The sequence below is a fragment of the Alcaligenes sp. GCM10023179 genome (assembly GCF_042653705.1).
Taxonomy (GTDB): Bacteria; Pseudomonadota; Gammaproteobacteria; order Burkholderiales; family Burkholderiaceae_B; genus Alcaligenes; species Alcaligenes phenolicus.
In genome coordinates this window covers 16,356-40,129 of the sequence record NZ_JBHSIQ010000003.1, presented here as the reverse complement: position 1 = coordinate 40,129, position 23,774 = coordinate 16,356, and the positions used below count along the sequence as shown (strand labels likewise).

The window sequence follows — 23,774 nt, the reverse complement described above, 5'->3', positions numbered from 1 at the left end:
AGGGCAGACAAGCAAGGCATCAAGGCCTACGTTGCCGCTCCCGTTTCCGGCGTGGCCGTTTCTTTTTGCTTGACGGCCTGATGGTCCAGGGTCTCGCTGACGCTTTCCCACGCATTCTGCAAGCTATCAAAAACGCGATGCGCGTGAATCTGCTTGAACAGACCCATGCGAATCAGCTTGCGACCCACTTTCTCGTTCGCCTCGCACAGCGCCACCATGACATTGCGCTGTTCCAGCTCCGCCAAGGCAGTCTCCAAAGCCTGCATGGCCGTCGCATCCACAAAAGGCACGTAATTCAGGCGCAAGACCACGGCCCGAACCTGCTCCGGCACCGTCAGCAAGGAACGATTCACCGCTTCCACACTGGCAAAGAAGTACGGTCCTTCCAGAGTCAGCACCGAAATATCCTGGCGCAACTCCTGGCTGAAGGACAAATCCAGTGCCCGCTGTAAACGGCGGCCTTCCAAGGCCCGCACTTGCACCCCATCCGAGGTGCGTTTGAGCACATACAGCATGGCCAGAATCACCCCAATATTGACGGCTACCACCAGATCCGCAAATACCGTCAGGGCGAACGTCACCCACAGAATGAACAAGTCAGCGGTAGGCATACGGCGCTGCAGGCGAAGGACCAGCTTGGCCTGACTCATATTCCAGGCCACCATGAACAGAATTGCCGCCAACACCGTCAGCGGGATATAAGCCGCCAGCGGGGCCAGCAACAGCAAAACCAGCACCAGGAAAATGACATGCACCACGCCGGCAATGGGGCTGTCACCGCCATTACGGATATTGGTAGCGGTACGGGCAATAGCCCCGGTAGCCGCAATCCCGCCAAACAAGGGCGAGAGCACGTTGGCAATCCCTTGGCCCACCAATTCCTGATTGGAGTCGTGACGGGTCCCTGTCATGGAGTCGGCCACGACAGCGGACAGCAAGGACTCAATCGCACCCAACATGGCAATTGCAAACGCAGGCCCGATCAGCTCCACCACGCGAGTCAGCGTAATTTCCGGCCATTGAAACGACGGCAAGCCGCTGGGCAAGGCACCGAAGCTGGAGCCGATAGTGGCCACCGACTCAAAACGGAAAATCGCCTGGATAAGCGTGATGACCACCAGGGCCACCAGCGGTCCGGGCAAACGCGCCAGACTTGGGATCTTGGGCACGACAATCAGAATCGCCAGAGACAAAATCCCCAGCAGTGTGGTTGCCCAATCCAGGGACGGCAGGTTCTGCAGCAAGAACCAGAGTTTCTCGTGAAAGTGCTGGCCCTCGACGACGGGAAGGCCAAAAAAGTCCCGCCATTGACCCACCCAGATGATCACCCCGATACCGGCGGTAAAACCCACGATGACCGGATCGGGAATAAAGCGGATCACGGCTCCCAGGCGCAGCAGGCCCAGCAGCAGCAAGATCACCCCGGCCATCAGCGTGGCAATTTGCAGGCCCGCCACCCCATGTTGGGCCACCACCCCGGACAGGATGACAATGAAGGCCCCCGTCGGCCCGGCAATCTGCACCCGGCTGCCGCCAAATAAAGACACCGCCAAACCGGCAATAATGGCGGTATACAAACCCTGCTCGGGCTTGACCCCGGAGGCAATGGCGAAGGCCATGGCCAACGGCAAGGCCACCACCCCCACCACCAAACCAGCCAACAGGTTATTTAGCCAGTGTTTTCGCCCCAGGAGTCCGGCTCGACCCGCTTCCAGCAGTGCAATCATCGCGCGTCCTTGTCATGCCCAGCCTGCTCGACACAGATGAGAAACAAGCAGGGCCTCAACCCAAATGAAGCCTTAATGATACTACTGCGTGTCAAAAAAACTTCACGTTAGTGATGGGCTTATTTGACGCGGCATAAAAAGGCCCCCACGCTGCGCCTGCGGCCTGCATGCCGCTCGGATTCGCCTGGCACACAGCAGGCCGCAATGGACTACTGTGTGTCCAGGCTCATCCCCGAGGGGGCGCTTTTTACCGGGGGCGCCGAGCCTTGGGACGGCCCAGCGATAAAAAAAGCCCCACCTCAAAGAGGTGGGGCTCAGTGACAACGAACACGGAATTCAAGGGTTGCGGGCGCGCAGCAAACGCAAGCTGTTCAGCACCACCAGCAAGCTGGCACCCACGTCGGCAAACACGGCCATCCACATGGTGGCTTGGCCGGTCAGGGCCATCACCAGGAACACGGCCTTGATACCCAAAGCCAGGCTGATGTTCTGCCACAACACGGTATGCAAGGCTCGAGACTGACGCATCAGCAAGGCAATCTTGCCCAGATCATCGTCCATCAAGGCCACGTCAGCGGTCTCGATCGCAATGTCCGAACCCAAAGCTCCCATCGCGATACCCACATCGGCACGAGCCAGGGCGGGTGCATCATTGATGCCATCACCCACCATCGCCACCAAACCGTTACCCAGTTTTTCCTCGATACGGTCCAGCTTGTCCTGTGGCAGCAAACCACCTCGGAAATCCTTGATTCCGGCTTGCTGGGCGACATGACGCACGGCTTGCTCGTGGTCGCCCGAAAGCACTTCCACCTGAACACCCTGCGCTTGCAGATCGCGAATCGCCTGGCTGGTGGTGGGACGCAGCGTATCCATCATGGCGAACCAGGCCAGCAGACCGTGCTCGTCACCCAGATACACCATGGTGGCACCGCTCTCTACCGCTTGCTGCTCGGCCTGGCTGGACTCAGCCTTGTTCTGCCCCAGCACCCAGCTACGCTTGCCCAGACGCAATTGGCCAGTCGTGCCTTGTGCCTGCACACCATTACCCGCCAAAGCTTCGAATTGATCCAGGCGCACCAGACCCGATGCCACACGGCCACGGGCAATCGCTTGCGAGGCAGGATGATCCGAACGCTCGGCCAGAGCAACGGCCATGTCCAGCACTTCGCTATCCGACAGGCTTGGACGCAGGCTGCCATATTCGCTCAAGGAAGGCTCGCCCAAGGTCAGGGTGCCGGTCTTGTCCACGGCCAAGTACCGTAGCTGACGAGCCCGCTCCAGATACACGCCACCTTTAATCAAAATACCGGCACGCGCGGCACTGGCCAGGGCACTGACTACGGCCACAGGCGTGGAGATCACCAGGGCGCAAGGGCACGCAATGACCAGCAGAACCAGAGCGCGGTATACGGACTCCGACCAGCTCACACCCCAGATCAAAGGCAAGGCTACAGCCATCAAGGCTGCCGCCACCACAACCAGCGGGGTGTAGATGCGGGAGAACTGGTCGACAAAGCGCTGAATCGGAGCCTTGTTGGCTTGGGCCTCCTGAACCGAACGTGTGATTCGGGCCAGCAAGGTTTCATCATGCGCGGCCTGGACCTGATACACCAGTTCGCCCATGCCATTGATGGTGCCTGCAAAAACCTCGTCACCGGGCGCTTTGTCCACGGGGGCACTTTCACCCGTGATAGGAGCCTGGTTAACCGTGCTTAGCCCTTGCAGAACTTTGCCATCCAGGCCAAAACGCTCGCCGGGGGCCACGCGTACTTGCCAGCCTGCCTGCACCTGATTGGCCGGTACACGCTGCCAATCCTTGCCATCGGCACTGACCAGCACTTCATCCGGGACCAGCTTGAGCAGGCTGTCCACCGCATTACGGGCGCGGTCCAGGGAACGAGCCTCAATCCACTCAGCCAGGCTGAACAAGGACATCACCATGGCGGCTTCAGGCCATTGGGCCAGTAGTACCGCGCCGGTAACGGCAATACTCATCAAGGCATTGATATTGAGCTGACCATTACGCAGCGCAATCCAGCCCTTCTTGTAGACCTGCACGCCGCCGGACAGAATCGCGGCCAGAGCCAGAACAATCACCAGCCACTCGGGGGCCGCCAGCCAGTGGCTGATCTCGGCGGCCAAAGCCAGCACCACGGCGCCGGCAATGCGAATCAGGCCTTGCTTGGGCGATACCTGCTTCACAGGCTCTTCATCGGCCATGCGGGGCTCAAAGCCCAGGCCGCGCAACGCACCCAGCACCTTGTCACGGGCACCATCCACGTGGTCTACGGTCAAAACCCGCTGCATCAGGTCAAAACCCAGGTTCTGCACCTGATCCAGCTTTTTCAGGCCGGAGCGAATCATGTTCTCTTCCGCCGGGCAGTCCATATCAGCAATATGCACGACCAGACGAGTGGAGGTACTGGCCGCCAAGGTCACCGATGGGCCAAATGCGGGTGCCGAGCAGCACGCCCCCTCGTGGGAGTGCGACGCTTGTTCTGCAGGGCTGTGATCGTGATCATGGCTATGCTCGTGGCTGTGATCGCCCGCCGCATGGTCGTGATCATGACTATGGTCATGTACGTGCTCGGTCTGGCAGGCTGATGTTGTGCACTGCCCCACGCCGAGCTTTGATGTGTTGTTAGCTGATGTCATAGCAGTTCCTCGCTTCTTGCATGGGACCAGTAGAAAGCCTAAAGTAACTACAAGGTCAAGCCCTTTGGAGGCCAAGCAATGAAAATTGGTGAGTTGGCGGAAAAAAGCCACTGCAACACGGAAACCATCCGCTATTACGAGAAAGTTGGGCTGCTGCCCGAGCCGGAGCGCAGCGAGGGCAACTACCGCCTGTACCGCAGTATCCACCTGGAACGGCTACGTTTTATTCGCAACTGCCGCAGCCTGGATATGACGCACGAAGAAATTCGCGGCCTGCTGGCATTCATGGACGGCCCAGCGCAAGACTGCGCCCCGGTCAACGATTTGCTGGATGAACACATCGAGCATGTGGCCGTACGCATTGCCGAGCTGGAACACCTGCAAAAACAACTGATTGAACTGCGTCACCGCTGCGGACAGGCCGGTGGCCTGGAGCATTGCGGCATTTTGCAGGGATTGGTGAATATGGAGCCGGATCAAGTCCCGGCTCCCACAACCCATTTAGGCTAAGGCGGTGTGACGTGGTCCTTAGCCACGCACCCGCCCTGCCGCCCACATTCCGATCAGCATCGCGACCAGAAACAAAATAGCCAACGGTGCGCCCGACGCAGCCAGCACAATGGCCGGTCCAGGGCAGAAACCTGCCACACCCCAACCAGCGCCGAAAATCAAAGCACCCAACACCAAAGGACGGTCTATTTGACGCTGCTTGGGCAGATTCATGGGCTGGCCAGTCACAAAAGCACAAGGACGACGGCGTGCCAGACTGAACGGCACAATCGCCACCGCAATTGCCGCGGCCATGACCAAGGCCAAAGACGGGTCCCAGGCTCCGGCCAGATCCAGAAACGCCAGCACCTTGCTGGGGTTGGCCAAGCCGGAAATCAATAAACCCAAGCCAAAAATCAGGCCGGAAACTAAAGCGATGAAATAGTACATGGCGGGCCCCTTAGATCAGATGGCGCAAAACAAACACGGTCAGAAAGCCGCTGGCCATAAACGTCAGCGTTGCCACCAAAGAACGGGGCGACAAACGCGACAGACCACACACACCATGACCACTGGTGCACCCCGAACCCAAACGGGTTCCGAACCCCACCAGCAAACCGGCTATCACCACCCACATCCAGGGCTGCGGCTGCACGACAGGTACGGTTTCCCCGGCCAGGCGATACAGCCAGGGCGCCGCCGCCAGACCCAACAAGGCCATCCAGCGCCAGCCCTTGTCACCCGCCTCCCCGCTCCAGGTGCCCGACAGCAGGCCGGATATGCCAAACACCCGACCATTGAACAGCACCAGCACAGCGGCCGCCAAACCAATCAAGGCGCCGCCAAACAAGGCGCTCCACGGGGTAAAGGAACTCCAGTCAATTGCGATCATCAATGCCTCCTGGGGCACAAAAAATTCCATATAAAGTTTGCATGACAGCCAACACCGCCGGGTTTTCCAGGCGGTAATAGACGTACTTGCCCTCTTTGCGGCTGGCAATCAGCTCTTCGCGCCGCAAAACCGTCAATTGCTGGGATAAAGTAGGTTGTGAAATTCCACTGCGCTGCGCCAGCTCCCCCACATTGCATTCGCCCTGCACCAACGTGCACAGAATCATCAGGCGGTCGGGGTTGGCCAGGCTGCCCAGCAAGCTGCTGGCTCGGCCCGCTACCTGTCGCAGGGCTTCCAGTTCGGTTTGATTCATAACGTTCTACAAAAATACAATATATATTATTATATAATATCTTTTCATATTTTATAAGCAACAAGAGGTCTGACATGCTCCAAGCCCAGGTCGCCAGCTTCTTTCATACGGACACGTCCACGTTCACCTACGTGGTTTATGCCGAAGATCAACGCGAATGCGCCATCATTGACTCGGTGCTGGACTACGACGCCGCCTCCGGCCGCAGCAGCACCGTGTCTGCCCAGAAGGTCGTGGACTTTGTGCGCCAGCATCAGCTGGAGGTGCAATGGATTCTGGAAACCCATGCCCATGCCGACCACCTGTCCGCTGCGGTCTGGCTGCAAGAACAGGTGGGCGGGAAAATAGCCATTGGCGAACACATCAAGCAAGTGCAGTCCACGTTCAGTCGCATCTTTAATATAGAGTCCGAGATTCAGGCCAACGGCACACCCTTCGATACGCTGTTCAAGGATCAGGAACCGTTCCAGATCGGTGCCATTCAGGTGCAGGCTCTGCACGTGCCCGGTCATACCCCGGCAGATATGGCCTATCACGTTCAAGGTCTGGGCGTATTTGTGGGCGACACCTTGTTCCTGCCCGATGTCGGTACCGCCCGTTGCGACTTTCCGGGTGGCAGCGCCAGCCAGCTTTATGAATCCATCCAGCGCCTGCTAGCCCTGCCCGCAGATACGGTCTTGTTCATGTGCCACGATTATCCGCCTGAAGGACGGGAGCCCCAGTTCCACTGCACGGTTCAGGAGCAGAAGGACAGCAACATCCACGTACACGACGGCATCAGCCAGAAACAGTTTTGCGAGCGCCGCCACGCACGCGATAAAACCCTGAGCATGCCGCGTCTGATCCTGCCTTCCATTCAAGTCAATATCCGCGCCGGACACTTTCCCGAACCAGAAAGCAATGGTCAGATCTATCTGAAACTGCCCGTCAATCTGCTTTGAATACGACTGTTTTTTGCGTCCGGGCAGACACAGGCTCGGACGTAGAAAAACTTTTAAGGCTCAGCCTGCGTATACTGCCCTTTTCTGCACCCTGAACTTCAGAAGGAAATAACAGGCATGACTTACGTGGCCATCAAACACTTGCACATGACAGCCGCCGGGCTGAGCATTTTGTTTTTCATTATTCGGGCCTTTTGGTCAGTCAGCGGATCATCCTGTTTGCAGAATCGCTTTGTGCGCATTGCCCCGCATGTCATCGATACCGTCTTGCTGGTCTGTGGTCTGGCGCTGGCCGGCATGTTGGGCGCAGCCGCCAACCAGCCCTGGCTGCTGACCAAGATTGTGCTGCTGGTGGTCTACATCGTGGTAGGCAGCTATGCCATCAAGCGCGGTAAAACCGCCTTTAGCCGCGGCGTGGCAGCCCTGATTGCGATTGCCATCTTTGCCTATATCGTAGGCGTGGCGCTGAATCGCAGCCCGGCGTCCTGGTTCGTCTAAGCCAGTAGCCCACATACAAAAAAAGCCCCCACGCTACGCCTTCGGCTTGCTGCCCCCCGAGGGAGAGCTTTTTGTCTTGGGACGGCCCGGCGACAAAAAAAGCCCCCACGCTACGCCTTCGGCTTGCTGCCCCCCGAGGGGGAGTTTTTGTCTTGGGACGGTCCGGCGACAAAAAAGCCCCTGTCAGTGAAAGTTATCTTCCACTGACAGGGGCTTTTTACATACCTGTCTTACCAGACACCTATCCAACGCTGTACCAGCAAACTGCTGACCGCCACCGCGATCCAGACTCCCAAGCCCAGCAAGGCAGGCCGCACGCCGGCTCGGGCCATCACACGCAAGTCCGAACACAAACCAATAGCAGCCAGGGCCAGCACCATCAGGAACTCAGCCAGAAAACGCAGGGGTTCCAGCCACTCCACCGGCACCCAACCCAGCGAGCGCAGAGCCGAGGCCACCATGAACCAGACGATGAACCAGGGGAACACACGCATCAAGTCAAAGTCCCGACCAGCCTGACGCGAACGCCACACTTCCAGACCCGCCAGAATCAGGCAAATCGGGATGATCAAGGTTGCCCGAGTCAACTTGACGATAGTGGCGTGGTCACCCGCCTGACGGCTGTAGCTATAGCCTGCAGCCACTACCGAAGACGTATCGTTGATGGCGGTTCCCGCCCACACCCCAAAACCTGCGTCCGACATATTCATCATGTGACCGGCCAAGGGGAAAATCAGCACAGCCACAATATTGAAGATAAAGATGGTGGAAATCGCCAGTGCGGTTTCATGTTCCTCAGGCTTGAGAATGGGCGTGACGGCTGCAATGGCCGAGCCACCACAAATCGCTGTCCCCACCCCAATCAAGGTGCGCAGCTTGGAAGGAATCCCCAAGGCTCGGCCCAGCACCAGCGCCGTCACAAACGCCACCGTCAAGGTCACCAGGGTCACCGCCAGCGAATCCATACCGGTACGCATCACTTGCGGCAGGCTCAAACCAAAACCCAGACCAATAATCGACCACTGCAACAACACCTTGGACGAAAAGCGCAAACCGGGCTGAAACACCGTAGCCACGCCCATGCTGTTACGCAGTACCATGCCCAAGACAATCGCAAAAACCGGACCGCCAATCAAAGGCCACACTTTGCCCAGGCCCATAGCCGCAACACCTACGGCCACCGCCAGTAAAAAACCCCACCAACGCGACGGCTTCAGAGAGAAACCCGATTTGCCCTGTGCCTTCAGGGTCGTGCTTCCTGCTGGTAAATCGGTCACACTGCTCATCTCGTCATTCCAGATATGTAATAAGTAAAAGTAATTTTAGGTTGACCCCGAGTATTAAAAAATTCATTATTACTTATCGTAAGTATCAATTTTATTTATCATGAATGCGATCAGCATCAGACAACTGGAAGTGTTCGTAGGCATTGCCACCTTGGGCACCGTGCGTGCTTGCGCAGCCCAGATTCACTTGTCCCAACCCGCCGCCAGCATGGCCTTGGCCGAACTGGAAAAGCAGCTGGACTGTCCCCTGTTTGAACGCACGCCGGGGCGCATGCAACTGACCAGCCGCGGCAAGCAATTGCTGCCGCACGCTCGCGAAATTCTGGAGCGCCTGCGGGAGATGCAAAGCCAGCAGGAAGAAAGCGAGTTGCGTGGTGAAATCCGCATCGGGGCCAGCAATACCGTCGGCAACTATCTGATTGGGGATCTGGTGGGGCAGTTTGTGCGCCAGCACCCGCGCGTGTCCCTGCATGTGTCCGTGGACAACACGGCCAACATCATCAATCAATTGCTGGAACATGGCTGCGACATTGCCTGCGTGGAAGGCCCGGTCAATCACCCTCAGTTGGAAACCTGGATCTGGCGCGAAGATGCGCTGGTCGTCTGCGCCGCCCCTGATCACCCGCTGGCTACCAAGGCCACCTTGGAAAAACAGGACTTTGCGGGCATGAGCTGGATCATGCGCGAACGTGGCTCGGCCTCCCGAGCGCTGACCGAACAAGCCTTGAATGTGCTGCCCGGCGGCCATGTGCTGATGGAGCTGGGTCAGGTAGAAGCCATCAAACAGGCGGTCATCGCCGGACTGGGCCTGGCTTGCCTGCCACAGGCAGCTACCCTGGATGCTGTTGCCAATCAGCGACTACGCATCCTGGACACCCCTTTTCTGGATTTGAAGCGCCGCCTGTCCCTGGTCCTGCATAAAGAACGCTACCGTAGCCAGGTGTTAAGCGCTTTTGCGGAACATGTACACAGCCCGGAGTCCGGTTCAAGCGCATCGGAAACTTGACGCAAGTTTGCATTCTGATGATGGTTGACACCCGCAGCAATGCTATTCTTGCTGCAGTGCAGCACAAACAGAAGGGACCATAAGTCCCGCTCTCCTGCCCACCTCTTGAACCGAGTGATGCCATGAACACTGTTCCTACGCCACAAGCGCAAGATGTCCCCGCTTTTGCCCGCCCCTCTTATTTGCCACCCTACGAAACGGTAGCCCTGGTATTGCAAGGCGGCGGCGCTTTGGGAGCCTATCAAGCCGGTGTATATGAAGGTTTGCTGGAAGCAGGAATCGAGCCAGACTGTTTATCCGGGATTTCGATTGGGGCCTTGAACACCGCGATTATTGCGGGCAATCCCCCCGAGCGGCAGGTAGAACGCCTGCGGGAGTTCTGGAATACCATTTGCGAGCCCTACTATGGCTGGTCCAGCCCAGCCTGCCTGGAGCGTGCCCTCTTTGGTATCAACGATGTCATGCGTGAGGCCATCAGCGCCTTCAATGCCAGCAACGCCCTGGTCTTGGGACAGCGTGGCTTTTTCCGCCCCCGTTTCCCCCCTCCAATGCAAGCCACACCGGGCGTGCCCGAAGGTGCCAGCTATTACGACACCAGCGCCCTGAAAGACACGCTGGAACGTTTATGTGACTTTGATCGCATCAACGACAAGCGTCAGCGCATCTCGGTAGGTGCGGTCAATGTAGGCACGGGCAACTTTGTTTACTTTGACAACCATCGCACCACCTTGCGAGCCGAACACTTCATGGCCTCGGGTGCCCTGCCTCCGGCTTTTGCCCCCGTGGAAATTGATGGTCAGTATTACTGGGACGGCGGTCTGGTTTCCAATACGCCGCTCTCTTATGTGCTGGATCAGTCACCCCGCCGGGACACTCTGGTGTTTCAAGTGGATTTGTGGAGTGCGCGTGGCCCGGTACCCAACAATATGGGTGAAGTCAGCGACCGCTTGAACGAGATCCGCTACTCCAGCCGTACCCGTATGGTGACCGAGGACATGCGTCATTCGCAGTACATGCGTCATATCCTGTCAGAGCTGCTCACCCTGATCCCCGAAGATCAACGCAAAGACCTGTTGCCGTGCCGCCTGGCCGAAGAGCTGGCCAGCAACAAGCGCTACAACGTGGTGCACCTGATTTACCGCAACCAGCCCTACGAGCAGCACTACAAGGACTATCAGTTTGGTCGCATGACCATGCGCGAGCACTGGCGTAGCGGTCTGGATGATATTCGCCAGACGCTGATCCATCGAGACAAGCTGAACATGCCGGAGAACCTGGCCGGCTTCACCACCTACGACGTGCACCGCGACGAAATCGAAAAACGGCTGGCCAACAACGGCAAGTAAGCCAGCCTGTGCCGGGACTTAGCGGCGGCTCAAGACCATCGCGCCGCTGAGTACAAAGGCCGTACCCAGCAATTGCATGAGCGTAATCGGTTCCCCCAGAAACCAGTTCGCCAGAAACAGAACCGAAACTGGGCCAATCAGCCCCATTTGAGCACTCATGGGTGCGCCTATGCGCTCCACCGCCCACATTGTCATAAAGGTCGGCAAAACCGTATTGCAGACGGCGTGAATCATGGACAGGCCATAGACCGGCGCAGGCTGCACCAGCCCCTGCCAGCCCAGCACGGCAAAAAAGTGAATCAGGGTGTAGACCGCCGAGAAGGACATGGCATAAGCCACCAGCCGTGTAGAACCAATGGCCTTGAGCAGCTCGCCCGAACCAATCAGGTAGATGGCATAGGAAATGGCCGAACCCAACACGCAAAGCGCACCCAGCAGCACATCATCGCCGGTCAGGCTCAAGTCCTGCACAAAGACCAGCCCTACCCCTAAATAGGCCAGCGCCAGAGCCAGCCATTGTTTGGGCAGAATGCGTCGTTTCAGAAAGATGGCGGAGAACATCAGCACAAAGGTAGGCGACAAAAACAGAATCAGCCGCTCCAGCCCTGCCGAAATATATTCAAGGCCGATAAAGTCCAGCAAACTGGCCAGGTAATAGCCCAGAAAGCCCAGCACCACCAGCTCCAGCTTCTGACGACCAGTCAGTGCGGCCAGCTTGCCCTGCCGTACTTTCTTCACTTGCCAAAGGGCAATAGCCAGAAAGAAAGGCAGCGACAAGAGCATTCGAAAGCCAATAACGGTCAAGGCGTTGACATCGTATTGGTAGGTCAGCTTGGCAACCACCGCTTTGGCGGAGAAAAGAATAGAGCCGCCCCCCGACAGGGCCAGTCCAATTAAAAAGGAACTGCGCTGCGCACTGGAGCTTTGACTAGCTTGCATGGGAATTCATCACTTTGCAGGGCGACACCGTCAGCACAAGAGCTGCTGGCCCCAGCGAAAAAAAGAGTCAACAAGCCGTCGATTCTACTCTTTGCTTCTGGCAGCGGCCACGTTGACCCTGCCAATATTGCAGCCAATGACCCACTAGAGTGCACGACTCTCCAAAACCGAATATCGCGAATGACACGATGTCGAGCCAACTCCCCAATAAAGACAAGGACTTAGCCTGCCCGCCCGTGAAAACAGCACCAACATGCCAAAACTTTTGTGCTGTTCCTCCATGAAAACTTGCACATTTCACAAAATACATGCTATATTCTTTTTCTCTGGTCCCCGATAGCTCAGTCGGTAGAGCGACGGACTGTTAATCCGCAGGTCCCAGGTTCGAGCCCTGGTCGGGGAGCCAAGAAAACCATTGAAATCAGCCCATAGCATTTGCTTTGGGCTGATTTTTTTTGTCCCTGCAAAACGCGTCTGTCCGATAACGACGCAGCAGCGCCATTAACATTTGGACAAACAAAATCCTTCAGCCGAAAAGACAGCGGGACTGCATGTTGATGCAGCCCCGCTGTGGCTCTTTTCCCCTGACCTAGCCCCTGCCCGGGCCGATGCCGCCGCTGCTAACGCACTACGTCGACCCGGAGCTGGCAGAATCAGTCAGAAAGATCAGAAACGGTGCGTGATACCGACCGTGGCAACCGTGCTCTTCAGATCGCTGTAGTAGCCGATGTTGCGAGCGTAGGAGCCAATCGCGTACAGATTGGTGCGCTTGGACAGGTTGTGCAGGTAGCCAGCGCTAAATACGTGCTGGGTCTTGGCATCATCAGTACTGCGCGGAGTCGAGCGTGGATCAGCCATGGTCCAGGAAGCCAGAACCGAGCCGGCCTTGCCTGCAGGAACTGTCACGCCCAGCGCGTAGGAGTTAACCTTCAGGTCTTTGTGCAGTCCGGGACCAAACTGTTCGGTTTGCAGCGAGCCACCGATGTAACCATTACGGCTTTGGCCAAAAGCAGCGTGCAAGGTAGCAAAGCTGAATTTGTAGCTGGCAGCCAGGTTCCAGGCGCTGACATTGCCGCTTTCAGCCGCAACCAGGTTGCCGCCTTGCTCACGAGCCGAACCATAACGGGCCTGGTCAAAGCTCAAGGCCGCTTTCAAAGGACCATTGGTGTAACGCATGGCCACGCTAAAGGCTTTCACGTTAGCGTCGTCGCTGTTGATGGCATTGCCAGTCAAACCGCTACGATCCCACTTTTGTGCGCCGTTGGTGTTGAAAGAATAGCCAGCACCGAACTGGAAGCCGGAGAACTCGGGGCTCTGGTAGGCGACCATATTGTCGTAACGAACCGTGTTGGCCGCATCAAATGCAGCGCCCACGCCGTACTGGTAGCCGTTGCCACCAAAGGGACTGGCTACACCGGCAACGTACAGGGAAGTCACAGTGGTTTGACGACCCAGATCCACACGACCCCAGGATTCGCCGCTCAGGCCCAAGGTGGCTTGACGACCAAACAAGCGGTTCTGGCGCATATTGCCATCGCTCAGATCAAAGCCGCTTTCCAGCATGAAGTTGGCTTTCAGACCGCCACCCAGATCTTCACTGCCCATCAGGCCCCAGCGGTTACCCATCCAGCCCTGATCGTACAGACCAAAACGACTTTGTTTTTCTGCGCCGCCTTTCAGGTCGCTCCCTTTCCACTGCTCGTAGCCCAGGCCTGTATCCACCACGCCGTACAAGGTCACGTTCGATGCGGCGTATGCGGGAACCGCCAACACAGGCATCAACATGGCTGCCAAGATAGTTTTTTTCATGTTCTCTGTTCTCTGTAAACGTCTGAATGCCGGATTTCTTATCGTTGTCCGGCTCTTGATCAAGTGCTGAGTCCCACCGCCTGAAAAGCTGATTTCCCGACGCCAATCCCCTGCACCCCCTCCTATTTCTTGAAGCAAAACTGCTCAACAGATCAGCCCTGAAACAGGGATGAAAGGGGCTTGATAGTTGAAACACATATACTGCAAGCATTTATATTTCAGACATAAACAATATTGGTGTCAATAAACCGAATCCAGCGTGTTTACTGGGTTTCATACGCATTTTCCCTAGTTTTTCACCTACAGAGAATTCAGCAAAAAATGGGCTAAACGGTCGCAAAGCCAATAAACAAAAGGCTTGCAACCATTTGCTACAAAACGGGCTCATGAGCCTTATTGACCAGACGGTATGTTCCCAATGAAAAAATCAGGATTTACGCCTATTGCCAAGGCCATATCCGGTTTTGCGTATATGAAAATACATTTCTCAAAAAATACCTCTTTACAATCTCGGTAGCCCTACCCTATAATCATTTTCTTTGCTGGTCCCCGATAGCTCAGTCGGTAGAGCGACGGACTGTTAATCCGCAGGTCCCAGGTTCGAGCCCTGGTCGGGGAGCCAAAAATACAAAAGCCCAGCTACGCAAGTAGCTGGGCTTTTCTACGTCTGGCCTCATGAAAAAAGCCTCTTGATTGCTCAAGAGGCCTTGTCTGCAAGATCACTATCCAGAATCGCTTACTTGGCTCCTGCGGGTGTAATGCTGATCTCATACGGCACGAAGTTCTCCACTTCCAGCAGATCCTTGGCCAACAAATCAACACGCTCGCCATTCATCACTGCAGTCGCCCCCGTCACCACCACCCGCAAATTCTGATCGCAAGCGATTTCGTTATACCAATAACCAGTGGCATAGCGATCGGCACTGGAACTTCCAAAATCGTCCACCTCGATCACATCCTCGGCCACCAGCTTATTGTTCTTCTTGCTTAGCACCTGAATATGAACCCTCAGTTGCTGCACCGGCTCCATTTGGGAATCAAAAGTAAAGTTCGCAGCGCACATTCCCTGATTCACAAAGACCGTATCGGAATGCCACATCTGCACCGCCTGTGCCTGGCCAGCAACCACACCACCCAGCAGCATGGTCCCTGCAGCCAGCTTCACACTTTTACGAAAATCCACATTGCCCTCTCTTTTGCAATAGAAGCCCAAGCGCTCTTATACACAAAAAAGAGAATGACCGCTGTGTTTGCAACATACGCTTCCAGAAACGTCCAGTTTGCAACACTGAAGTATTTCACTCCATAGGCTGCGTAACTGGCGATAATGCAGCATCCTGATTTCTATCCCGGTCTGTCGCGCCGGAACCTGCCGATTATTTCGCTGCTTGCACTCTTTTATGCTTGATACTCTTTTCCCCTTTTTAGGGGGGCTTGGCCTTTTCCTGATTGGCATGATGCTGCTGTCCGAAGGACTGGTGGCTTTTGCGGGTGGCTCTCTCAAGCAGATCCTGCTGGCGTTTACCGGCAGGCCCATCAAGGCCTTTGCTTCCGGCGCCCTGATTACCGCGCTGGCCCAATCCTCCACCGCCACCACCGTCACACTGATTGGTTTTGTCAGTGCGGGCCTGATCTCCTTTACACAAGCCATAGGCGTAGTCATCGGTGCCAGTCTGGGCAATACCGCTACCGGCTGGATCATCTCCGGTCTGGGGCTGAAAGTGAATCTGGGCTTTTACACCCTGCCGTTGATCGGCTTGGGTGCCCTGCTCAAACTGCTCGCCCCCGGTCGCTATAAAGAGCTGGGTCGGGCACTGGCGGGCTTTGGCACTCTATTTCTAGGATTGGGCATGCTGCAAGACGGCATGCAAGGGCTGGCAGCCAGCTTCAGCCTGGCCCATATGCCGACAGGAGGCTATGGCGCACACCTGTTGATCATGCTGACTGGCCTGGCTCTAACCGCCGTGCTGCAATCCTCGACCGCCGCAATCGCCATGACCTTGACGGCACTGGATGCTGGTGCCATCAGCTTTGATCAAGCCGCCGCCATTGTCGTAGGCGCCTCCATAGGCACCACCCTGACCGGCGTACTGGTTGCGATCGGTGGCACCATTTACGCCAAACGCACGGCCATCGCCTACATTCTGTTCAACGTTATTGCCGGTCTATTGGGGCTGCTGATCCTGCCCTTGTTCCTGAAAGCCATGTACGCCACAGGCTCCTACATCAACGTTCCTCCCGGTGCATTGGGACTGGCGGCCTTTCACAGCCTGTTCATCGGCCTGGGGGCTGCCTTGTGCCTGCCCTTTACCCAGCAGTTTGCTCGCTGGGTACAAGGCCTGGTACCCGACCGGGCTGCCCGCCCCCAGCACCATCTGGACGACAGCTTGCTGCAAGTACCGGCCCTGGCCCTGGAAACCACACAACGCACCCTGGAAGAGTTGGCCCAGCGCCTGCTGAACCTGTATCAGCACAGTCTGAACATGAGCCGCCCCAGCACCGCCACTGCCGACCTGCAGCAAATCGAGACAGTCCTGGATCAAGCCTACGAATTTGTATTACGCATCCCCAGCGCTGCCGATGATCCCGCCGTTGCCGCCCGTATCAGCGCGCTCTTGCACACCATTGACCACATGCAGCGCCTGCGCAGCCGGCTGCAACATCCGCCCAGCACGGACCTGCAGGACAATCGTTACCAGCAAGCCCAAACCCTGGCCACAGAGCTAAATACCCTGGCGCAGCAAAGCCTGCACGGACAAGCCCCTGGTGATTGGCTGGAGCAAGTACAAGCCAGAGCCCAGGCCCTGGCTGATTTGTTAAGCGCCGTTCGCAGTCAGCTTCTAGCCGCGCCACAAAGCCATGATGATGTCTCACGCACCTTGCGCATCACAGACACCCATCGCTGGTTCGAACGCAGCAGCCAGCATGTCTGGCGCAGCAGCTATTACTTGCAGCGGGCTCGCCAACCGGAGCAATAAGCCCCAAGCCCATGCATCAACCCGGCTGGCGCCGCTACCCGCAAGCAGGCGCCCCCAGCTTACCCTTCATACTTAAAGCAGCTTTTGGGACTCTCCTGCCGCGCAAAACTCATATGACAAGAATATGCAAAACAAGCGTGTTTTAAAGCCCACAGAAACCCAATAAACAGATACCAAGATTCACGCTCATAGTAAGGATTCCCCCTTACAATCGGCTCAAATTCACGCTAATGGAAAAACTCCATGTCCACCCGGCCAAATCTACAATTCCATACCTTTTTGCTTTTGCTGGCCGCCGTATCCGCTGCCTTTGTCTGGATACTTCTTCCCTTTTATGGGGCCGTATTCTGGGGTGCCGTTCTGGCTATCTTGTTTACCCCTTTGCAACGCAAACTGCTGGCTAAAACCAAAGGCCGGCGGTCTCTATCTGCCCTGATCAGTTTGCTGGTCATCATTTTGATCGTCATTATTCCGGTCATCCTGATTTCCATTTCCCTGGTTCAACAAATCGCCTCTTTGTACGATTTGATGAATAGCGGTCAGCTCAATCCGGGCGCCTACCTGCAAAAAATACTGAATGCCCTGCCCCCTAGCGTGACGGATTTTGCCGCTCGTTTTGGTCTGCATGACTTTGCATCCCTGCAAGAGAAGTTCTCTGAGTTTGCCGTGCAAGGCGGCCAGTTCCTGACGAAACAAGCCCTGAACGTTGGCCAGAACACCTTCCAGTTCCTGGTCAGCCTGGGCATCATGCTGTACATGCTGTTCTTCCTGCTGCGCGATGGCGTAGAGCTGGGTCGTCATTACCGCCAGTTGATCCCTCTGAGCGAGGGCCAGAAAACCCATCTGTTCCGCAAATTCACCACTGTGGTACGCGCTACCGTCAAAGGCAATATCGCTGTGGCAGCCACCCAAGGTGCGCTGGGCGGGGTCATGTTCTGGTTCCTGGACATTCAAGGCGCACTGTTCTGGGGTGTGCTGATGGCCGTGCTGTCCTTGCTGCCTGCCGTGGGCGCCTCGCTGATCTGGGCTCCGGTTGCCATCTACTTCTTTGTCTCGGGCCACTACGTTCCCGGCATCATCCTGACCGCCTTTGGTATTTTGGTAATCGGCCTGGTAGACAACCTGCTGCGCCCGCTGCTGGTGGGTAAAGACACCAAGATCCCGGACTACGTGATCCTGATCTCCACCCTGGGCGGCTTGTCGATTTTCGGCCTGAACGGCTTTGTGATTGGCCCGCTGATCGCCGCCATGTTCATTGCCTGCTGGGACCTGTTCCCTTCAGCCGTCAGCGCCCGCGTGGAAGCGGAAGAGCAAGAAAGCAACGGCAAATAAAAACAGGCCAGCTTTGCGGCTGGCCTGCCAATAGTCCAAGCAAACAATCCCAGGGCCTGTTCCATGCTTGATCAAAAGCACAGAACAGGCCCTTCTTCATTTCATCAAGTCCGCAGCACGGGCAGGAACACAATCCAGATATTGACGGCCAAGGCCAGGAACCACACCAGCGAACGCAAGGTGGCCTTGTCCATTATGTACATCAGCAAATACAGCACGCGCAGCACAATCCAGGAAATCATCAGGTTTTGCACGCGCAAGGCGTCCGCCCCTGACCATAAGGCCAGCAAGACAGCCGCGTAAAAGAACGGTAAAGCCTCAAATGCATTGGCCTGCGCCGCATTGGCCCGGCCACGCCAGCCCGACAGGCTGGCCAACCACGGACGAGGCTCATGATTCGTAAAGCCCGCCCCACCGGCTTTGGCACAAATCGCCGCCAACCAAGGCAAGAAAGCCGCTACCACCAAACTGATCTTGATCCCCAGCATCATCGTCCCCTTCACAGGCTGAAAACGCCCAACATAGCACGCCGCAGCCCAAATGCGTGCGCAGAATTTACAAACCCGAAAAAAACAGGATATACTTATCGTCTTAGGTTAGCCGATGTAGCTCAGTCGGTAGAGCAGCTCATTCGTAATGAGAAGGTCGAGGGTTCGATTCCTTTCATCGGCACCAGCTAATCTAAAACCATTGAAATAAAATAATCAATAATTTAATCGAATCAATGGTTTAGCTTCCTGACATCCGAAGCAATTAATCGCCCGCTTTCAGCTATTCCACATAGACGGCCCCAAAAAGCCCCACGACTGGCCTCATGAAAATTGGCATATAGCAAGCAATGCCAAACATGCAGCGGCCATAGCAAGCCAGCCCAGAAACCGTTAGGTTTCTCCGCTCACCAACATACCATTGCCGAGCTGAGAACAAAAAAAAATAAACCCCCAGGCTCGAAAGCCGGGGGGATCAGTACTCCAAGGCCACGTCGGTAGCTTTTTTATAACCTCACGGCCCGACCACTTGGCTGACATGCTCCGGAATATTCCAGGCGCCCCCAGCGCGAATCAGAGCACAACGCCCGGTGTCGCCGCGTTCACTTTCAACAAAGTCGGTTCCATCCCAGACCGATGCCTCGTAACTCCAGCAATCGCCCAAACCCCGCCCCTTCATGCTGGACGAGATCATTCCATTATCGTAATCAGTAGCGCTGGTACTCACTAACACCGGAGCAGACTGCATATTGTTATTGATCACAAAATAGGCTGCCCCACCGTTATAAGCGGCTAACCAGCAAGGCGCGCCAACCAGGGAGAACTGCTGATTCAACCGTGCGATTTCCCATGGCTCGGACAGCATGTCAGCACTACAGGATTGCTCTTCATCAGCGGCAAGTACCTTCAACAGCACAGGCCTTATCAAGGCGTCCTCTTGCGCTGTCATGGGGCGCAGGCTTTTATCCACTACCGGGGCACGGTTGATGACTGGCGCAGCAATAGGTGCCTTGACCGTAGACTCGCTGCCCTTCCCTTTACGCAGAATAGCCCCTGGCGTATTGACACGTCCTTGAACGTCATCCATTTTCAACAAGACGGCACTTGAACCAGCCCCCGAGAATGCATAAGTGCTGCCATTCCCACGAAAGGAAATTACGGCGTCTTTTTTCAAGGCTGCCAAAAACTGGGCTAACTGCGCCTCACTCATTTGCCAAGACTCGTCACCCGCAACACTCAGTGAACCGGCTTTACGGCCCGCAATAACAAGTTCTGGTAATGAGTCTTTTGGCCACTCGGGATCGTCGTAGTGTGCAAGCATGACTCTATTTGCCACCGGCTCTCCACTGCCCGCTTTACGCGTCAATAACACCGTTGAACCCAGCTCCTCACCATCAGCCGCATAACCGGCAGCGCGGCAGGTTAGCGTGTTATCGCAACGTAGATCCCAGTCTTTATGAGAAAACGTCACTGAAGCGGCATTAGCCGCTGCACCTCCCATACAAAGCACTAGCGATATGGCGGCTGTTCGTACTGAAAAAAACGCACTGTGATCTTGCTTTTGCCCGCTCATTTTCTCTCCTCCCTAAGCTGTTATCTAAATACACAGCACATATTACGTCGCGGCAACGCTAAATGCGCTCTCCCAAACCCATGCCAGAAAACCACATTAAACGACTGACCACGTGCGTTCGTGACATTATTCTGTTCAATCACCCCTTGCAAGGCATGGTGCTATTTAGCTAAGCCACAGGCACCTGGCTCACCCTGTTTCCGTTTGCGCTCGTGTAAATCCTTTATATAGAATGCAGACGAAAAAACATGCAGTGTCCATTAAACGATAGATAATCAAACCTCATCCAGGTCGAGTAAATTCTGATGCGCAAATATCTGAACCCTATTGCAGTTGGCTTGCTCAGTTTCCTCGCCGTTGCCAGCCATGCGGCTTCTCCGGACTTTTCCGTCACGACTGAAGATCTTAAAAAGCTGCGCTCGACCTCCGTCATGCCACGCGAAGCGAATCCCTCGGCAGCCACACTCAAAGATCCGGCCAAGGACTCGGAGTTCAGCAGAAACTTCCAGAAGGCGATGAACAATGAGGAAAAGGCACGCCAAGCGGCACGAGAACAGCAACTGGAGCGCAACCGCCTGCCCCAGCTTGAGCAGAACAGAAACCCGGCCAATCGCTTCGGCCCGCCCAACAACAAGAAAGAAAATATGGGGATTTATTTTGATGCCGACGGCACCGCAGCTACCTCTTGCCGAGAGGACGAGCTAGGGAAGACTCGTTGCAAGGTACATGAGCTCAGATAGAAACCAGCCCCAGGCATACAGCCTGCGCGCTGTTTTCAGGGACAAGCCTTAAAGGTTTGATGGCACTCATAGACCGTCCTACAAATTGGCACCTGGCTTGTATCCAGAGCTACGTCTGGATCAACCGATACCGCAACCTGGGTTTGCTGTTTGAGCCAGGCAAGCATCAACCGCGGAGCTGAAAAGGGATAAAAAAGCCAGCCTCAGCTTTGCCGCCTGGAGAAACGACGTGGGGAAGCCCGCGTCCACTCTTTGAAGGCGCGCGAAAAAGTCGCGGTATCCGAATAACCGAGCTGCTCGGCAACGACGGACAAAGGCAGATCAGCAGACTGCAACATGGCTTGTGCTCGCTCCTGGCGTACGGTCTGCAATACGCTACGAAAAGATGCCCCCTCTTCCATCAAGCGTCGACGCAAAGATCGAGCCGACACCCCCAGAACCAAAGCAATGGAATCGCAATCTACCGGCGCACGCCCCAATCGCCGGGCAATCGCTTCCTCTACTTGCTCTGTCACAGCTTTCGCCACCGTAACCTCTGGTCCCATCAGGTCCAGCAAATGACATTCCAGCACGGACTTGAGCCGGGTATCCTGAAACCCGCTGGCACGGGAAAACTGCCGATCCAGGTCGCTGTTGCGCATTACAAGCTGATTGGCGACCTGGTTGCCAATGACAGGCGCTCGGAAAAACCGCTCCAAGGTCTGTTCTCGCCCCACAATCGAATGTTCAAAATGAACTTCAATCGGCTTCCAGCCTGGTGTCGCCAGTTGCTTGAGCATCAAGGCCATCCCTGCCATCGTAAACTCGGCATCCTGGCTGCGCGGCCAAATGGCCCGATTCTGAATCCGGTAACTAAGCGTGGTGGTCTCAGCCTGAGCTGTCACATCCAGGGATGTTCTGGTTTGCCAATGGCCTTGAAACATGCCAAACGAATCCAGCGTAGCGCGCAAACTCCCCGCTGCCACAAACAAGGCATGAAATGGACCCATTTCTTCCAGGCCAAACTTCGCCCCCATCTCCAATCCCAGATAAGGCCGATCAAACTTCCTGGCGGCATGCTCGAGCAAGGACACATAGCGATGCAAAGGGACCCGCTCGTAAGGGGTTGCCGTCTGATTTCGATAAAAACCGTATTCACGCAATAGCGTATCTACCTGATGCCCATGCTCTGACAAAGCGTCAACCAAAGCACTCAGATACAAGGTTCGTATTGTGGCCTGCCTATCCTCAGTCGGATTAACGGCATTTGGACAGACCGAGTCCAGGCCGCAAGCCACACCCACCGACCCGTCAAGACCCTGGTTCATCTTCCCCCCCTTTTTGTTTCCTGCTTCTACCTATCCACCGGTATCAAGCCAATCCGTAATATCTCTTTTTTTATGCTGACTTAAATCTTCAAGCTTCAATTAACAAGAAGTTTTACGCTATATATAACTTATAAAATCAGCCACTTGCAATATCGGTATTTACCCCTTCCCTTATTTTTTACCCGCCAGATCAGTCTCAATGCGAGCTGGCCTATTCTGCAAATTCTCTATCCCGCTTTGCAATTTCCCCACCTTCGTCGCTGGGGCACCATGTCATTGCAAATAACGCACTACAAGGATATGAGACATGAGCACCTCGACGAAGATCGACTTTATCTATCTGTCCGAACAGGACATGGTTCGTGCTGGCGTGACCGATATGGCCAGCTGCGTAGATACGATGGAGGAGATGTTCAGCCTGCTGCACCATAACGACTACCGAATGGCAGGAGCCAACAACAACTCGCACGGGTCCATTGTTGTCTTTCCGGAGAACTCCCCCTTCCCCGACATGCCAAAACCGACCCCTGACCGGCGCTTTATGGCCATGCCCGCCTATTTGGGCGGACGTTTCCGTACGGCGGGGATGAAATGGTACGGCTCCAATATAGAAAACCGGGAAAAGGGGCTGCCACGCTCCATCCTGATGTTTGTGCTCAATGACGCGGACACCGGAGCACCATTGGCATTTATGTCTGCCAACCTGTTGTCCGCCTATCGCACAGGAGCCATTCCAGGTGTCGGTGCGCGTCATCTGGCACGCAAGGACTCCAAGGTGGTCGGCATCCTGGGCCCCGGTGTCATGGCTCGCACCTCCCTGTCTGCCTTTATGGCCGTGTGCCCGCAAATTGACACCGTCAAGGTCAAAGGACGCGGCCAGAAAAACCTGAACGCTTTCCTGGCCTGGCTCGCGGAAACCTTCCCACAGATCACCACGGTCCAGGTTGTGGAGACCGATGAAGCTGTGGTTCGGGACAGTGACATCGTGACCTTCTGTGGTTCGGGAGCGGTTGGCGACCCCTCCACCTATCCCACGGTGAAGCGCGCCTGGGTTCGCCCCGGCACCTTTCTGGCCATGCCCGCGCTAGGCAACATCGATCAGGACATGGAGTCCCCCGAAATTCGCAAGGTTCTGGACCATATCGGTCTGTATGACGCCTGGTACGAAGAGAACCCCAAACCCGTCCATGCCAGTGTGCCTGTAGTAGGGATTCGCTTCATGGATCTGATCGCTGAAGGCCGCATGTCCCGCGATCAGCTGGAGGATCTGGGCCAGATCGTGGCCGGAGAAGCACCGGGCCGCCGAAACGATGAAGAAATCATCATCATGTCCGTGGGCGGAATGCCGGTTGAAGACGTGGCCTGGGGAACAGTGGTGTATCGCAATGCCCTCAAACAAGGCATTGGTACCCGCCTCAATCTCTGGGACGAACCCGTTCTGCGTTAATCCCA

General features: G+C 56.0%; 21 protein-coding genes and 3 tRNA genes. 12 read left to right on the top strand and 12 right to left on the bottom strand.

Going from position 1 to position 23,774, the window contains the following annotated elements; all coding sequences use genetic code 11:
* Positions 1-26 precede the first annotated feature (26 nt).
* Both ACFPDR_RS14130 and ACFPDR_RS14125 read right to left on the bottom strand, forming a co-directional pair.
* The gene (locus ACFPDR_RS14130; RefSeq protein ID WP_060186838.1) at positions 27-1,727 is read right to left on the bottom strand and encodes a SulP family inorganic anion transporter; all 1,701 of its coding nucleotides are present in this window, start codon (positions 1,725-1,727) and stop codon (positions 27-29) included.
* A 336-nt stretch (positions 1,728-2,063) separates the two neighbouring features.
* Positions 2,064-4,385: a heavy metal translocating P-type ATPase gene (locus ACFPDR_RS14125; protein WP_376911275.1), complete on the bottom strand. Its 2,322-nt coding sequence runs from the start codon at positions 4,383-4,385 to the stop codon at positions 2,064-2,066.
* 78 nt (positions 4,386-4,463) lie between these two features.
* Between ACFPDR_RS14125 and cadR the strand changes: the two genes are divergently transcribed.
* Complete coding sequence (gene cadR, locus ACFPDR_RS14120; RefSeq protein WP_021446839.1) at positions 4,464-4,895, top strand: Cd(II)/Pb(II)-responsive transcriptional regulator; 432 nt, start codon at positions 4,464-4,466, stop codon at positions 4,893-4,895.
* A gap of 18 nt (positions 4,896-4,913) precedes the next feature.
* Here cadR and ACFPDR_RS14115 read toward each other — a convergent pair whose 3' ends face one another.
* Genes ACFPDR_RS14115 through ACFPDR_RS14105 form a run of 3 tightly spaced genes read right to left on the bottom strand, consistent with a single transcriptional unit; the run spans position 4,914 to position 6,079 of the window.
* Complete coding sequence (locus ACFPDR_RS14115; RefSeq protein WP_060186837.1) at positions 4,914-5,324, bottom strand: DUF6691 family protein; 411 nt, start codon at positions 5,322-5,324, stop codon at positions 4,914-4,916.
* Between the two features lie 10 nt (positions 5,325-5,334).
* Complete coding sequence (locus ACFPDR_RS14110) at positions 5,335-5,763, bottom strand: YeeE/YedE family protein (RefSeq protein ID WP_060186881.1); 429 nt, start codon at positions 5,761-5,763, stop codon at positions 5,335-5,337.
* Complete coding sequence (locus tag ACFPDR_RS14105; protein WP_009456065.1) at positions 5,753-6,079, bottom strand: ArsR/SmtB family transcription factor; 327 nt, start codon at positions 6,077-6,079, stop codon at positions 5,753-5,755. Before ACFPDR_RS14105 ends, ACFPDR_RS14110 begins: the two co-directional genes overlap by 11 nt.
* A 74-nt stretch (positions 6,080-6,153) precedes the next feature.
* On the opposite strand from ACFPDR_RS14105, the gene ACFPDR_RS14100 reads away from it, so the two are divergent.
* Both ACFPDR_RS14100 and ACFPDR_RS14095 read left to right on the top strand, forming a co-directional pair.
* Positions 6,154-7,020, top strand: a complete 867-nt coding sequence (locus tag ACFPDR_RS14100; protein WP_115634895.1) for an MBL fold metallo-hydrolase — start codon at positions 6,154-6,156, stop codon at positions 7,018-7,020.
* Between the two features lie 117 nt (positions 7,021-7,137).
* Positions 7,138-7,518 carry a SirB2 family protein gene (locus ACFPDR_RS14095; protein ID WP_060186835.1) on the top strand — a complete coding sequence of 127 codons (381 nt, stop codon included), beginning with the start codon at positions 7,138-7,140 and terminating at the stop codon, positions 7,516-7,518.
* Between the two features lie 230 nt (positions 7,519-7,748).
* Here ACFPDR_RS14095 and ACFPDR_RS14090 read toward each other — a convergent pair whose 3' ends face one another.
* Complete coding sequence (locus ACFPDR_RS14090) at positions 7,749-8,804, bottom strand: YeiH family protein (protein WP_026484582.1); 1,056 nt, start codon at positions 8,802-8,804, stop codon at positions 7,749-7,751.
* Between the two features lie 100 nt (positions 8,805-8,904).
* Between ACFPDR_RS14090 and ACFPDR_RS14085 the strand changes: the two genes are divergently transcribed.
* The gene (locus tag ACFPDR_RS14085; protein WP_035268980.1) at positions 8,905-9,810 is read left to right on the top strand and encodes a LysR family transcriptional regulator; all 906 of its coding nucleotides are present in this window, start codon (positions 8,905-8,907) and stop codon (positions 9,808-9,810) included.
* A 122-nt stretch (positions 9,811-9,932) separates the two neighbouring features.
* The gene (locus ACFPDR_RS14080; protein WP_026484584.1) at positions 9,933-11,156 is read left to right on the top strand and encodes a DUF3734 domain-containing protein; all 1,224 of its coding nucleotides are present in this window, start codon (positions 9,933-9,935) and stop codon (positions 11,154-11,156) included.
* An 18-nt stretch (positions 11,157-11,174) separates the two neighbouring features.
* Here ACFPDR_RS14080 and ACFPDR_RS14075 read toward each other — a convergent pair whose 3' ends face one another.
* Positions 11,175-12,095, bottom strand: a complete 921-nt coding sequence (locus ACFPDR_RS14075) for a DMT family transporter (RefSeq protein WP_026484585.1) — start codon at positions 12,093-12,095, stop codon at positions 11,175-11,177.
* Positions 12,096-12,425: 330 nt separating this feature from the next.
* Here ACFPDR_RS14075 and ACFPDR_RS14070 point away from each other — a divergent pair.
* Positions 12,426-12,501 (top strand) — tRNA-Asn (locus ACFPDR_RS14070).
* 260 nt (positions 12,502-12,761) lie between these two features.
* Here ACFPDR_RS14070 and ACFPDR_RS14065 read toward each other — a convergent pair.
* Positions 12,762-13,904, bottom strand: a complete 1,143-nt coding sequence (locus tag ACFPDR_RS14065; protein ID WP_035268974.1) for a porin — start codon at positions 13,902-13,904, stop codon at positions 12,762-12,764.
* Between the two features lie 546 nt (positions 13,905-14,450).
* Between ACFPDR_RS14065 and ACFPDR_RS14060 the strand changes: the two genes are divergently transcribed.
* Positions 14,451-14,526 (top strand) — tRNA-Asn (locus ACFPDR_RS14060).
* Positions 14,527-14,640: 114 nt separating this feature from the next.
* On the opposite strand, the gene ACFPDR_RS14055 is transcribed toward ACFPDR_RS14060, so the two are convergent.
* Positions 14,641-15,087 (bottom strand): IrmA family protein, encoded by a 447-nt coding sequence (locus tag ACFPDR_RS14055; RefSeq protein WP_376911274.1) that lies wholly within the window; start codon positions 15,085-15,087, stop codon positions 14,641-14,643.
* Positions 15,088-15,304: 217 nt separating this feature from the next.
* On the opposite strand from ACFPDR_RS14055, the gene ACFPDR_RS14050 reads away from it, so the two are divergent.
* Both ACFPDR_RS14050 and ACFPDR_RS14045 read left to right on the top strand, forming a co-directional pair.
* Entirely contained in the window at positions 15,305-16,882 is a 1,578-nt protein-coding gene (locus ACFPDR_RS14050) for a Na/Pi cotransporter family protein (RefSeq protein WP_181900220.1), read from the top strand.
* Between the two features lie 243 nt (positions 16,883-17,125).
* On the top strand, positions 17,126-18,214 hold the full coding sequence (locus ACFPDR_RS14045) for an AI-2E family transporter (RefSeq protein WP_035268966.1): 1,089 nt from the start codon (positions 17,126-17,128) through the stop codon (positions 18,212-18,214).
* A 104-nt stretch (positions 18,215-18,318) separates the two neighbouring features.
* On the opposite strand, the gene ACFPDR_RS14040 is transcribed toward ACFPDR_RS14045, so the two are convergent.
* Entirely contained in the window at positions 18,319-18,702 is a 384-nt protein-coding gene (locus tag ACFPDR_RS14040) for an MAPEG family protein (protein ID WP_021446846.1), read from the bottom strand.
* A gap of 111 nt (positions 18,703-18,813) precedes the next feature.
* Here ACFPDR_RS14040 and ACFPDR_RS14035 point away from each other — a divergent pair.
* Positions 18,814-18,889, top strand: a tRNA-Thr gene (locus ACFPDR_RS14035).
* Positions 18,890-19,216: 327 nt separating this feature from the next.
* Here ACFPDR_RS14035 and ACFPDR_RS14030 read toward each other — a convergent pair.
* Positions 19,217-20,275, bottom strand: a complete 1,059-nt coding sequence (locus tag ACFPDR_RS14030) for a DUF1176 domain-containing protein (RefSeq protein ID WP_226349710.1) — start codon at positions 20,273-20,275, stop codon at positions 19,217-19,219.
* A gap of 305 nt (positions 20,276-20,580) precedes the next feature.
* Between ACFPDR_RS14030 and ACFPDR_RS14025 the strand changes: the two genes are divergently transcribed.
* Positions 20,581-21,015, top strand: a complete 435-nt coding sequence (locus ACFPDR_RS14025) for a hypothetical protein (protein ID WP_321290964.1) — start codon at positions 20,581-20,583, stop codon at positions 21,013-21,015.
* A gap of 203 nt (positions 21,016-21,218) precedes the next feature.
* Here the strand turns inward: ACFPDR_RS14025 and ACFPDR_RS14020 are convergent, their stop codons facing one another.
* Complete coding sequence (locus tag ACFPDR_RS14020) at positions 21,219-22,322, bottom strand: AraC family transcriptional regulator (RefSeq protein ID WP_247965777.1); 1,104 nt, start codon at positions 22,320-22,322, stop codon at positions 21,219-21,221.
* A 307-nt stretch (positions 22,323-22,629) separates the two neighbouring features.
* Between ACFPDR_RS14020 and ACFPDR_RS14015 the strand changes: the two genes are divergently transcribed.
* Positions 22,630-23,769: a tyramine oxidase subunit B gene (locus tag ACFPDR_RS14015; protein WP_197313692.1), complete on the top strand. Its 1,140-nt coding sequence runs from the start codon at positions 22,630-22,632 to the stop codon at positions 23,767-23,769.
* Positions 23,770-23,774 lie beyond the last annotated feature (5 nt).

Coding starts and splice junctions, on each gene's coding strand:
- ACFPDR_RS14130 (WP_060186838.1), bottom strand. CDS start 1,727: ATGATTGCACTGCTGGAAGCGGGTCGAGCCGGACTCCTGGGGCGAAAA.
- ACFPDR_RS14125 (WP_376911275.1), bottom strand. CDS start 4,385: ATGACATCAGCTAACAACACATCAAAGCTCGGCGTGGGGCAGTGCACA.
- cadR (WP_021446839.1), top strand. CDS start 4,464: ATGAAAATTGGTGAGTTGGCGGAAAAAAGCCACTGCAACACGGAAACC.
- ACFPDR_RS14115 (WP_060186837.1), bottom strand. CDS start 5,324: ATGTACTATTTCATCGCTTTAGTTTCCGGCCTGATTTTTGGCTTGGGT.
- ACFPDR_RS14105 (WP_009456065.1), bottom strand. CDS start 6,079: ATGAATCAAACCGAACTGGAAGCCCTGCGACAGGTAGCGGGCCGAGCC.
- ACFPDR_RS14100 (WP_115634895.1), top strand. CDS start 6,154: ATGCTCCAAGCCCAGGTCGCCAGCTTCTTTCATACGGACACGTCCACG.
- ACFPDR_RS14095 (WP_060186835.1), top strand. CDS start 7,138: ATGACTTACGTGGCCATCAAACACTTGCACATGACAGCCGCCGGGCTG.
- ACFPDR_RS14090 (WP_026484582.1), bottom strand. CDS start 8,804: ATGAGCAGTGTGACCGATTTACCAGCAGGAAGCACGACCCTGAAGGCA.
- ACFPDR_RS14085 (WP_035268980.1), top strand. CDS start 8,905: ATGAATGCGATCAGCATCAGACAACTGGAAGTGTTCGTAGGCATTGCC.
- ACFPDR_RS14080 (WP_026484584.1), top strand. CDS start 9,933: ATGAACACTGTTCCTACGCCACAAGCGCAAGATGTCCCCGCTTTTGCC.
- ACFPDR_RS14075 (WP_026484585.1), bottom strand. CDS start 12,095: ATGCAAGCTAGTCAAAGCTCCAGTGCGCAGCGCAGTTCCTTTTTAATT.
- ACFPDR_RS14065 (WP_035268974.1), bottom strand. CDS start 13,904: ATGAAAAAAACTATCTTGGCAGCCATGTTGATGCCTGTGTTGGCGGTT.
- ACFPDR_RS14050 (WP_181900220.1), top strand. CDS start 15,305: ATGCTTGATACTCTTTTCCCCTTTTTAGGGGGGCTTGGCCTTTTCCTG.
- ACFPDR_RS14045 (WP_035268966.1), top strand. CDS start 17,126: ATGTCCACCCGGCCAAATCTACAATTCCATACCTTTTTGCTTTTGCTG.
- ACFPDR_RS14040 (WP_021446846.1), bottom strand. CDS start 18,702: ATGCTGGGGATCAAGATCAGTTTGGTGGTAGCGGCTTTCTTGCCTTGG.
- ACFPDR_RS14030 (WP_226349710.1), bottom strand. CDS start 20,275: ATGAGCGGGCAAAAGCAAGATCACAGTGCGTTTTTTTCAGTACGAACA.
- ACFPDR_RS14025 (WP_321290964.1), top strand. CDS start 20,581: ATGCGCAAATATCTGAACCCTATTGCAGTTGGCTTGCTCAGTTTCCTC.
- ACFPDR_RS14020 (WP_247965777.1), bottom strand. CDS start 22,322: ATGAACCAGGGTCTTGACGGGTCGGTGGGTGTGGCTTGCGGCCTGGAC.
- ACFPDR_RS14015 (WP_197313692.1), top strand. CDS start 22,630: ATGAGCACCTCGACGAAGATCGACTTTATCTATCTGTCCGAACAGGAC.